This window comes from Streptomyces sp. GESEQ-35 (assembly GCF_017948485.1).
In the GTDB taxonomy this organism is placed as follows: Bacteria; Actinomycetota; Actinomycetes; order Streptomycetales; family Streptomycetaceae; genus Streptomyces.
In genome coordinates this window covers 18424-28045 of the sequence record NZ_JAFFSX010000049.1, presented here as the reverse complement: position 1 = coordinate 28045, position 9622 = coordinate 18424, and the positions used below count along the sequence as shown (strand labels likewise).

At 68.3% G+C, this 9622-nt stretch carries 9 protein-coding genes and 3 pseudogenes; 6 read left to right on the top strand and 6 right to left on the bottom strand.

Annotated features, from left to right (window positions below):
- The 3 genes and pseudogenes from KCH87_RS47370 to KCH87_RS47360 all read right to left on the bottom strand — a co-directional run.
- Nucleotides 1-1559: BTAD domain-containing putative transcriptional regulator (locus KCH87_RS47370; protein WP_210594210.1), on the bottom strand; the 1559-nt coding region annotated here is incomplete at its 3' end.
- On the bottom strand, nt 1556-1738 hold the full coding sequence (locus KCH87_RS47365) for a hypothetical protein (RefSeq protein ID WP_210594209.1): 183 nt from the start codon (nt 1736-1738) through the stop codon (nt 1556-1558). The genes KCH87_RS47370 and KCH87_RS47365, both read right to left, overlap by 4 nt.
- A gap of 311 nt (nt 1739-2049) precedes the next feature.
- Nucleotides 2050-2219 (bottom strand): annotated as a pseudogene (locus KCH87_RS47360) (DNA-binding response regulator); the annotation flags it as partial.
- Between the two features lie 280 nt (nt 2220-2499).
- Here KCH87_RS47360 and KCH87_RS47355 point away from each other — a divergent pair.
- From KCH87_RS47355 to KCH87_RS47345, 3 genes and pseudogenes are all read left to right on the top strand, one after another.
- Nucleotides 2500-3147: pseudogene (locus KCH87_RS47355) on the top strand (zinc-binding dehydrogenase); the annotation flags it as partial.
- Nucleotides 3144-3358, top strand: a pseudogene (locus KCH87_RS47350) (transposase); the annotation flags it as partial. The pseudogenes KCH87_RS47355 and KCH87_RS47350, both read left to right, overlap by 4 nt.
- 116 nt (nt 3359-3474) lie before the next feature.
- Nucleotides 3475-3777, top strand: a complete 303-nt coding sequence (locus tag KCH87_RS47345; RefSeq protein WP_247197890.1) for a WXG100 family type VII secretion target — start codon at nt 3475-3477, stop codon at nt 3775-3777.
- Here the strand turns inward: KCH87_RS47345 and KCH87_RS50910 are convergent.
- Complete coding sequence (locus tag KCH87_RS50910; protein WP_210594206.1) at nt 3734-4258, bottom strand: integrase core domain-containing protein; 525 nt, start codon at nt 4256-4258, stop codon at nt 3734-3736. The two genes, KCH87_RS47345 and KCH87_RS50910, sit on opposite strands and share 44 nt — an antisense overlap.
- A gap of 60 nt (nt 4259-4318) precedes the next feature.
- On the opposite strand from KCH87_RS50910, the gene KCH87_RS47335 reads away from it, so the two are divergent.
- From KCH87_RS47335 to KCH87_RS47320, 3 genes are all read left to right on the top strand, one after another.
- Entirely contained in the window at nt 4319-4456 is a 138-nt protein-coding gene (locus tag KCH87_RS47335; RefSeq protein WP_210594204.1) for a hypothetical protein, read from the top strand.
- Between the two features lie 567 nt (nt 4457-5023).
- Nucleotides 5024-6580 carry a hypothetical protein gene (locus KCH87_RS47325; RefSeq protein WP_247197889.1) on the top strand — a complete coding sequence of 519 codons (1557 nt, stop codon included), beginning with the start codon at nt 5024-5026 and terminating at the stop codon, nt 6578-6580.
- 593 nt (nt 6581-7173) lie between these two features.
- Nucleotides 7174-7497 carry a hypothetical protein gene (locus KCH87_RS47320; protein ID WP_210594202.1) on the top strand — a complete coding sequence of 108 codons (324 nt, stop codon included), beginning with the start codon at nt 7174-7176 and terminating at the stop codon, nt 7495-7497.
- 223 nt (nt 7498-7720) lie between these two features.
- Here KCH87_RS47320 and KCH87_RS47315 read toward each other — a convergent pair whose 3' ends face one another.
- Both KCH87_RS47315 and KCH87_RS47310 read right to left on the bottom strand, forming a co-directional pair.
- Nucleotides 7721-8308 carry a sigma-70 family RNA polymerase sigma factor gene (locus tag KCH87_RS47315; protein ID WP_210594200.1) on the bottom strand — a complete coding sequence of 196 codons (588 nt, stop codon included), beginning with the start codon at nt 8306-8308 and terminating at the stop codon, nt 7721-7723.
- A 217-nt stretch (nt 8309-8525) separates the two neighbouring features.
- Complete coding sequence (locus tag KCH87_RS47310) at nt 8526-9602, bottom strand: hypothetical protein (RefSeq protein WP_210594198.1); 1077 nt, start codon at nt 9600-9602, stop codon at nt 8526-8528.
- Nucleotides 9603-9622: the final 20 nt, after the last annotated feature.

Below are 9622 nucleotides of genomic sequence, written 5' to 3'. Positions count from 1 at the left end.
CCCTGGCTGTCGTGCAGTTTCTTGGCGACGGCGTCGAGGGGGAAACCGGGGTGGGTGGCGGCATGGGCGGCGACGACGGCGAGGGCCAGGGGCAGCCGGGCGCAGCGCGCGATGATCTCGTGTGTCGCCTCGGGTTCGGCCGCCAGCCGTGCGGCGCCGACGCGGCGCGCCAGGAAGCCGTGTGCCTCGGCAGGCGTCAGTGGGCTCAGCGCCAGCGGATGCGCCCCGTCGTTGGCGATCAGGCCGGTGAGCTGGCTGCGGCTGGTGACGATGACCAGGCATCCGGGGGAGCCCGGGAGCAGCGGGCGGACCTGTTCGGTGTCGCGGGCGTTGTCGAGGAGGATCAGCATCCGCCGGTTGGTCAGCAGGCTGCGGTACAGCGCCGCCTGGGCGTCGAGGGAGCCGGGTATGCGCCGCGGGGGGACGCCGAGCGCGTCGAGGGAGACGCGGATGGCTTCCTCCGGCGGCATGACCGTGCCGGTCGGGTCGAAGCCGCGCAGGTTGATGTAGAGCTGTCCGTCGGGGTAACGGTGGGCGATCCGGTGGGCCCAGTGCACGGCCAGGGTGGTCTTGCCGATGCCCGCCATACCTCCGATCGCACTGATCACCACCGTGGACGGACGCTCGCCCTCGTCGGACAGCAGGGCCTGGGTCTGCTCCAGTTCGGCCTGGCGGCCGGTGAAGGCGGCCAGGTCGGCGGGCAGCTGTGCGGGGCGGGCCGGGTACCCGGCAACCGGGGACTCCTGCGTGTCGGCTTCCTCCTCCGGAGCGGAGGGGGTCAGGGAGGCGTCGGCCGCCAGTATGCGGTCGTGCAGCTCCTGCAGTGACGCGCCGGGTTCGATGCCCAGTTCGGCCACCAGGGTGCTCCGCGTCCTGCGGTACGCCGCCAGCGCCTCGGCCTGCCGTCCGGACCGGTACAGCGCCAGCATGAGCAGCCGGCACAACCGCTCCCGCAGCGGGTGCTCGCCGGCCAGCGCGGTCAGTCCGGCGATCACCGCATTGTGGCGCCCGAGCTGGACGTCGACATCCAGGCGGGTCTCCAGCGTGGTCAGCCGCTCCTCGGCCAGCCGGGAGCGCTCGGTCTCGGCCAGCGGGCCGGGGAGCCCTGCCAGCGGTGTCCCCTCCCACCCATCGAGCGCAGTGTGCAGCAGCTCCGCGGCGGCCGGCACCTCGCCCTCGGCGCGCAGCTTCTTCGCCTCGGCCACCCGTTGCTCGAACACACCCAGATCCAGGGAGTGTTCCGGCACACGGGCCAGATATCCGTCCGCGGCCGAGACGATCACCTGAGGTGACTCGCCGGCGTCACGCCCGGGTTCCAGCACCTTGCGCAGCCGCGACGCATAGGTGCGCAGCACGGACACGGCCGCGGGCGGTGCTCTGTCGCCCCAAACGGCGTCGACGAGTTCGGCGACCGTGGCGGGACGCCCGCGTCGTAGTAACAGCGCTGCCAGCACCAGGCGTTGCTGCGGCGACCCCAGGTCCAGTTCACGTTCACCGCGCCACGCCCGGACCGGCCCCAGCACCGCGAAGCGCAAGGGTTCTTCATAGGCCGCGTTCATGACTCCGCCAAGGCGTTCTTCGGCGTGACCACCGTGCCGCCGACCGTGATCGGCTTGCCGGTCGCAGAGGTGGGCCGGTAGGTGATCTTCCAGACGTTGGCGCAGCGGAAGCCGGGCGCGTCGATGAGCGTTCGGAAAAGGTGCCGCCGCAGTCCGACGGCCTTGGTGGCGGTGTTCATGCTGACCGGTCCGCCAGTTGTCCGGAAATCTCCGCCGCCGTCGACGCTGGTGGATTCCGCCCCTCCTCTCGGCCAGGTGCCCCAGCCGTCAAACACCGTCGCTCCCTGGTCGGGGCCTCGCGAACCCGAGTGAGCGGCGCTTGAACAGACTCTGAGCACAAGAGACGGGGCAAGGCCGGGCACAACGGCCGAGACCTGGGAGCCGGTCAGCGGGAAGGCGGCACGTTTTACTTTGCGGAAGTACGCGGACAACGCGTACGAGAGGAGATATCCGCGCAAGGCATCGCGAGACCGGCCCGCTCCGGCCAGGTCGCGTCAATCGCGTCCGCCGCCAGCTCGGGGTCGACGTACCGACCCCCTTCGGCATCGTACGGATGATCTCCGCCAGCCGCTGTGCCGACACCGTCTTCGGAACGAAGCCCCGGACCCCGGCCTCCAAGGCCCGCTTCAGCGCCCCGGCCCGGGAGTGGCTCGTGACAAACCTCATGAAAACCCCTCCGCAGAAACCGCGGCAGGATTGCCGCGGCTGCCCGGAACGCTACGGACGTTGCAGCCGGAAAACGTCACCGCCAAGAGGGCACCTGGGTGTAGCTCGCACGAGGGACAACAGCCCCGCATGGAGCGTGCGGTACGGATGCAGCGCACCACGGAGCCGAGGCCACAGGTGTCGGCGTACAGGTGAACTTCAACGAGTACGCGGACAACAGGTCAAGAGGGGCTCATCCGATGAGCAGGGGCAGGGTTGGGGCCGGTGCGACGGGGCGCTCTCGTGCTGGGCCCATGCGCCCAGCACATGGAGCGACGAGCAGTCCGCTGGCGCCGGCCTGGCAGCTGTGACCGCGATGGGCGGGCTGGAGGTACTCGGCCCCCGGCAGGGACGCACCCTCCTCATCGAGGGCGCCGCCGGAGGCGTGGGCAGTGTCGCGGTCGAGATCACGGTGGCTCAGGGCGCCACCGTGATCGGGACGGCCAGCGAGCGCAACCACGAGTTCCTCGCCTCTCTCGGTGCCGCCCCCACCTATGGCGCTGGGCTCGCCGAGCGCGTTGCCACCCTCGCCCCCAGCGGTGTCGACATCGCGCTCGACACCGCCTCCTCTGGGTCCCTGGCCGACCTCGTCACGGTCGTTGACGACGCCACGCGCGTGTCGACGATCGCTGACCACACCAACGCGCCGCATCTGGGAGTGCACCTGGTCAACGCGGAGAACGACTCCACGCTGTTGACCGCAGCAGCCGAGCTGGGCCAACAAGTCCTCTACACACCACGCATCGAACGCATCTTTGCCCTCGACGAGATCGCCGACGCGCACATCCATCCCGGGGTGTCCCCCCACCCGAGGACTGTCTTCGATCAGGACCGGGTTCTTGGACCCGGTCGTGGTCTCGATCCTGTGGGACTGCCGATGTGAGTCATGCGCAACTGACCGATGAGCATTGGGAGTTCATCGAGCCGTTCCTGCCGACAGGCAGGTTCGGCCCGTATCCCGAACGGCTGCGGGAGCAGTTCGATGGAGTGATCTGGCGGTTCCGTACCGGCGGCCAGTGGCGGGAGATGCCCGAGCGGTTCGGCGCCCGGCAGACTGTCCGCAACGGGTTCGATCAGTGCGGGACGCGGGCGTCTGCCAGTGCTCAGAGTGTGTTCAAGCCTTGCTCATTCGGGTTCGTAAGGCCCCGACCAGGGAGCGACGGTGTTTGACGGCTGGGGCACCTGGCCGAGAGGAGGGGCGGAATCCACCATGGCTGACCAGCCTTCTGTGAGCGTAGGCGGTGTCACGTACCGGGTGACACCGGAGTACCTGGCCAATGCCTCCAGTAATACGGCGTCGACGGCGGCGGAGATTTCCGCACATCTAGCGGAACAGAAGACCCATGTGGCCAGCCTGGAGGCGAGGTGGCAGGGCATCGCCCACCACCAGTTCCAGACCCTGATGGCGGAGTACGACATCTACGCACGGATCGGACTGTCCCGAGTTGGTGGAGTCGAGTTGTTTGGGTTCAGGCTACTGGCGGGGTGCGGAGTTCGTACTCCACCGCGCTGAGCATGCCCAGCGCGGAGTGCCTCCGCTGTCGGTTGTGGAAGATTTCCAGGTACTCGAAGAGCGCGGTGGACAGTTCCAGACGCGTCCGCCACCGTCTTCGGTTGAGCGGTTCGACCTGGACCCGAGCCCAGAAGGACTCCATCATCGCGTTGTCCACGCAGTCTCCACTCGTCATCCGTGTGCTGGACATGAATGTGGCGAAGTGAGCCGCCAGCGCCGTTCCGGCGAGAACGCCGTAGACAACAGCGCGGCGCTGCTCCTTCCGGAAGAAGGAACGCTCCCCGCGAAAGACCCTCCGCACCTCGCGCCGCCGGATCAGCATGAACACCGGTCCCAGCGTGAGGAGTCCCAGCGCGTTGCGCCCCAGCGCCAGCGCGAGCGCGGAGCCGGTGGCGTACGCGGTCAACGGCGCGGTCGCGGAGAACGCGACGACCGTCACCAGTACGGCGGCGAGAGACACGGCATCGAGCTTCGTGCGCATGGTGAGGAGCAACTTTCATATGAACTTGGCGAATTGTTGGGTGGATGAATCGATGAGGCGATGAATCGGTTCGGTGTTCCCCGGTTCGATGTGCGGACCGCCGTCGCCGACGCCGCGCAGGCCTCGGCGGTGCCCCACACCGCGGCCGTGAGGACGTACGGCCCGGCGGACTGCCCCGTATTCCTCGACCGGGCGTAGTCGTTCCGGGGACCGAAGAAGTCAAAGAAGTCACGTTTCCGGAAGGCTGAGTTCCGGCACGAGACTCACGCCCTTCTGGCCGAGCAGGGAGCATGAAGGCGTTGAGTCGCCGGCCCCCCGGGTCCGCCCGTGCGGTCCTGAAAGGGCAAACCTGAGGACCCGGCCACCTGCGTGGAGGGGGCCAACGGAGGCTCAGGCGGCTCAGGAGCGGCCCCGGCAGCTTCGCCCGTTGGCTGCGCCGGGCACTCGAAGCGCGTACAGACCGGCTTTCCCAACGTGTTCTCGGCCCGCCGTGACGCGCAGGCTTCGGCCATGGCGCCCCTCCACTCATGACTCGACGGTGGCGTTGGGAACGACAACGGATTGCCCGACGGAACAGTTCAACGCCCGGCGCTCAGCGCAGACGGAGTCGGGCGTGGTCCCCGCACAGCGGCGTAGCGCCCACGCGGAAAACATGTGAACCGGGTGGCCCCTCTGTCCGTTGCACGCACGACTGATCCTTTCCGCACGTCACCGTGCGGTACAGCGGCAGGGCGACACCGCACATGCAGAGCAGAAGGGCCCACGATGGAGGCGGCGAGGGGTGATCTCGACGAGGACGGTTGGTTGCCGGCTGTCGGATTGAACGGCGTCGTAGCGCTGCCAGGCGTGCGCGCCGCCGGCCGTCACGCTGTCGGCCCCGACGCCCTGCGCACCGCACTGCTGACCGGCATCGGACCCGCCAAGGGCGACGGCCAGGACCTGCTCACCCTCGCCCCGTTCCCGGCTGAGGCCGCACACTCGCCGGAGCATCGCACCAACAACAAAGGAACTCAGTTGAATTTGCGTTCACTTGTCAAGAATCGGAATGAGAGGGAGAACCACGCCTCCGCGGAGGCGGTGCCCGTGGAAACGAGGACGTCATCGCTTTCACGGAGAGGTGTTCTGGCCGCGTCCGCCGGCGTTCTACTCGCCGCAGGATGCACCAACGGTGAACAGCAAAACGGCGACCGTTCCGGCAAAGGGGATACTGCCGAAGAACTGACCGGCATACTCGGGGCCAACTTCAACGAGCACGCCGAGAGCGTGACATTCGACGAACTGCGGGGTCTCTCCGCGAGCTGGCTCCGGGGATTCGTCCCGATGCCCGACGTCACGGACGACGCCTCGCGACAGCGCGCCATCAAAAAGCTCACAGACGCACATGATCAGGGCTACGGCACGGTGCTCTCACTGAAGTTCCCGTTCCACCATCAGCCGATCCCCCTACCGGACAGCCCGGCCATGACCGCGGAACTCGCCCGGGTCGACAAGGTCCTGCGGGCCGTTCTCGACACCGTCGACGTGCTGGCCATCGGCAACGAACCGTTCCTCGAGAGCCGCCGCCAGGACATCGGCTCCGGCGCCATGAACACGTTCTACGAGACCATTGCGGCGCACGTCATTGCCTACCGGAAGAAGCACTTCCCCTCGGTCTGCCGGACCCGCCTGTACATGGGGGCACTGAACCGCATCGACCGGCTGGACAAACGGACGAAGGCCACCGCCCGCTGGCTCTCTTTCACACGGAGGACCCCGGAGATCGAAGGCGTGGACATTCACCCACATGTAACCGCTGTAGAGCATTCTCAGGCGTTCCTCGACTACATCCTGCCCCGGCTCCGTAAGGACCAGAAGTTCCTGGTCACCGAGTTTTCCCTGGTCCACGTCTGGAAGCAGCACCTGAAAGACACCATCCCTGCCGATTTCGCACGCCTTTACGACGTCCCGCCGGATACTCCGGTCTGGAAGGCGATCAGGGAAGCGATCGAGCGACCCGTGCCGGAGGAGCAATGGCACGACTTCCTCGCCATGAGCCCCTGGTACGAGAACAACAGGCACTTCCTGCGGGACCAGATGCGCCGATTCCGGGACACCGGGCGCCTCGCTGTGGCGACATACGGGGTCGCGCAGTCCAAGGAAATGACACGGAACTTCGGTCCGGAGAAATCGCCATGGCTCCTGAACAGCCTCTACGCGAAGCTCACCGCCGAGCCGTCTCAAGGCGACCTGCCGGCCCGCAACTACGGGGTCTTCGACGACTTCCGCGCCCTCCAGCGGAAGGAAGACCGTCGGCCGGTACAAACGCCGAAAACCGCCACCTGAGACACGCTGCCGAGCGGCGTGCCGTCCGGGGCCGGAACAGGGTCTCCGATCCCGACGCCCGCGGCTCGGGGGCGGGCTGGCCCGGCCCGGTGCGGTCTCTTCAGCCCGGCGCACACCTGGCCACCGTCCGGCCTGACGGAACGGCGTCATGACGCGAGGTCGAGGGCCGCGCTCACCGTCGCCTCAGCGACTCCAAGGGCTGAGGTGGAGGGGAAAGCTCGAGTGACACTTGAAGACGGCGTGGATGGGCACCGGCAACGTCGCCGACCCGCCGACGACGCCGGTGCCGAGGCTGGGCGAGTGAACCGATCGCAGGGAACATACCTGTCTTTCCTGACAGTTGGTCGCTTGCGACAGGAGGAGGGCACGCCTGTGCCTGAGCAGCAGCCCGGTCCCCGAAGCCGCTTCAGCAACAGGCGCCTGGCACGGGAGATTTTCCGCAGGGTCAGGAACCTGGCACGGGGCGCATTGGAAGCCTACCTGTTTACTCCGGGATCATGGTGGGTCAGGGTTTCCAAGGGGGCGAGGAACCGCGCCGGGCAGAACCGCGGAGCCGGTACAGTCAAATACTCCGAATTGCCCGGGACAAGTTGTTGCAATTCATGCAGGACGGGTTGCAGCGGCAACAGGCTCTCGGGGGCCAAGGATTCCAGCCGGGGACGCGGCCGGCGGTATCCCTCTACCGCGACGTCGCCGAACGCTGGCACTACCGGGGAGACAGCGAGCGGGCCGAGGCGGTGGCGAGCCGCGCCCAAGTGCTGTGGCTGCAGATCACGCGCCTGGACCAGGCGCTGTCCGTCGGGGATGGAGTGATCCGCATGCGCAACCAGATACCTGGCGAGGACGGCGACGCGCTTAACGCGGCGCTGGAACACCGGGCGTCGCTGCCGAAGGCCCACGAAGCGAGCGGGCCATGAACGCCGGAACTCCGTGTGGCGGACTCGCCCGAGCCCTCACGCACACCATCTCCCGCGTCCGCTCCGGTGCCGCGACGACCCCGTTCCGCCATGACCTGGGAACGGCCCGGGTGCAAACCCGGACGGCGGGCTGAGTGAGATCCGCGCGGGAGAGGTCCCTTGACAGCAACGCCGGCCGGACCGTGGGCGGTTCGCCTCCCACGGTCCGGCCGGCGAACGTGCGTCACGCCGCGGACGGGTACGCCCACTCCGGCTTCTCGGCGACCGCGTCGCCGTCGCTCTCGACGACACCCATGGCCAGCCGCAGGACACGTACCGCGTGGTGCACACGGGACTTGACGGTGCCCGGCGGGACACCGAGCACCTCGCCCGCCTCGCGCATCGATCGGCCGGAGAAGTACGTCTCATACAGCACCTCGCGATGCTTGGGCGAGAGGTGCTGGAATGCTTCCCTGAGAAGCAGTGAGGAGAGCAGCCTGTCCACGTCGTCGGGCCTGGTTATCAGGTCGTCCAGCCAGTCGTTGCCGTTGACCTCCTGGGGGCGGGCCATGCGCAGCCGGTACTCGTCGACGACGAGGTTGCGGGCCACTCTGAACAGCCACGGCCGCAGCGGCTGGCCGGCGGTCAAGTCCTGCGTGCGCCAGCAGCGCAGCAGTGCCTCCTGCACCACGTCCTCGGCTCGGTGCCTGTCGCCGCCCAACAGCCGTACCACGTAGGTGTACAGAGCCCCCGCCTGCTCGTCGTAGAGCGTGCGCAGCGCGCGTTCCTGGGCGCTCGCCGCCCCCGACGAGCCCATCATGGTCAAACCCATGTTCGTACCACTCCCTGGATTCGTGACCTCGTGAAGGTCAGGCCTCGAAACCGGCTCGGCGGCCTCGATCCGGGGGGAGTTTTTCGAGTGGGGTTCCACATCGCTTTGACGTTCGATTGACAGATGGAGCGGCGGATTCCGCCCAACCGGAAGGCCATATACCGCGGCGGCGGCAGCGGTTCTTCCCGCCTACGCGCCGCTGACCTGCGCGTACCTCTCAGGATGCTCCGGTCTCGCGCGTGGCCTGGGCGGTGGTGAAGGCGTGTATATGGCGATTGACGTCACGCACCCATGCGGCGTCCCGCCTGGAGCCACTGTCCTGCTCCGCGAGCCCGGACCACACGGCGAGCAGAGCCCGGCCGTGGTCGACGGAGCATGCCGGGTCGTCGATCAGCCGCCATGCGGCGACCGCACGCATCAGCTCCTCATGGGCGCGACGGTCGCCCTGCCGATGGCGGATCCCGGCGAGTTCGAGACACATGACGGTCGCGGCGGAGTAATTCCCGCACCTGCGAGTCGTAAATACGTCCAGCGCGTGCGCTTCAGGGGTGAAGGGGTGCTCGTCGCCGAAGGCGCGCGCCGCATGTTCCCGCAGCCGGAAGGCGAGCGCCGCCGCACGCTCGAGGGCACCGGTGTCCATGGCGCGGCCGATGTGCGCGACGAGTTCGGCGAGTTGGTCCGGGACCGCCGGGACACGAGTGTCCCCTCCGGCGGGCTGTTTGCCGTCAGCGGACGGGCACGGGGCCGGGGACGACCCCGTGGCCCAAGGCGGTCCGGCCAATGGCGGTTCGGCGAACGACAGTTCGGTTGGCGCAGGGTCGGTCGACGAAGGGTCGGCCAACGGCGGCTCGGCGAACGACGGTTCGTCCGACGAAGGGCCGGCCGGGAACGGCTCTGCGTTCGGCGGGGGTTCGGCTCGGAGCGGTCCGGATGGTGGTCCTGGATCCGGCTCCTCGTCCTGCGCTCCCTCGTACCACACGATCCGGCTCGAACCGTCGGGGAGCAACCTCGATGCGGGTGAGTCCCCCTCCTGCCGGTTGTCGATCACCGCCTCGACCGGTTCGGTCCGGGCCCGCGCGTGGCGGTGCAGCGCGTCGAGCCCGGCGATGTGGACCGGTTCACCCTCAGGTACGCGGAGGGGGTCGCCGTCGAGGACCACGGCGCCGTTGCGGCGCATCAGCACCTCGAAGGGGGAGCGCGACCGCCGCGACGGGCCGTCGTGCGGGTCGTGGTCCTGCTGGCTCTGGCCGGCCCGTTCGCCGGACACGGTGTTGTTCCTCACTGTGCTGGTCACTGACCGTCCGTGGGATTCGA

What these genes read in the sequence shown, in the direction of transcription:
- KCH87_RS47315 (WP_210594200.1), bottom strand. Translation starts at nt 8,308, where the DNA reads ATGGGTTTGACCATGATGGGCTCGTCGGGGGCGGCGAGCGCCCAGGAA.
- KCH87_RS47325 (WP_247197889.1), top strand. Translation starts at nt 5,024, where the DNA reads ATGGAGGCGGCGAGGGGTGATCTCGACGAGGACGGTTGGTTGCCGGCT.
- KCH87_RS47335 (WP_210594204.1), top strand. Translation starts at nt 4,319, where the DNA reads ATGAATCGGTTCGGTGTTCCCCGGTTCGATGTGCGGACCGCCGTCGCC.
- KCH87_RS50910 (WP_210594206.1), bottom strand. Translation starts at nt 4,258, where the DNA reads ATGCGCACGAAGCTCGATGCCGTGTCTCTCGCCGCCGTACTGGTGACG.
- KCH87_RS47345 (WP_247197890.1), top strand. Translation starts at nt 3,475, where the DNA reads ATGGCTGACCAGCCTTCTGTGAGCGTAGGCGGTGTCACGTACCGGGTG.
- KCH87_RS47365 (WP_210594209.1), bottom strand. Translation starts at nt 1,738, where the DNA reads ATGAACACCGCCACCAAGGCCGTCGGACTGCGGCGGCACCTTTTCCGA.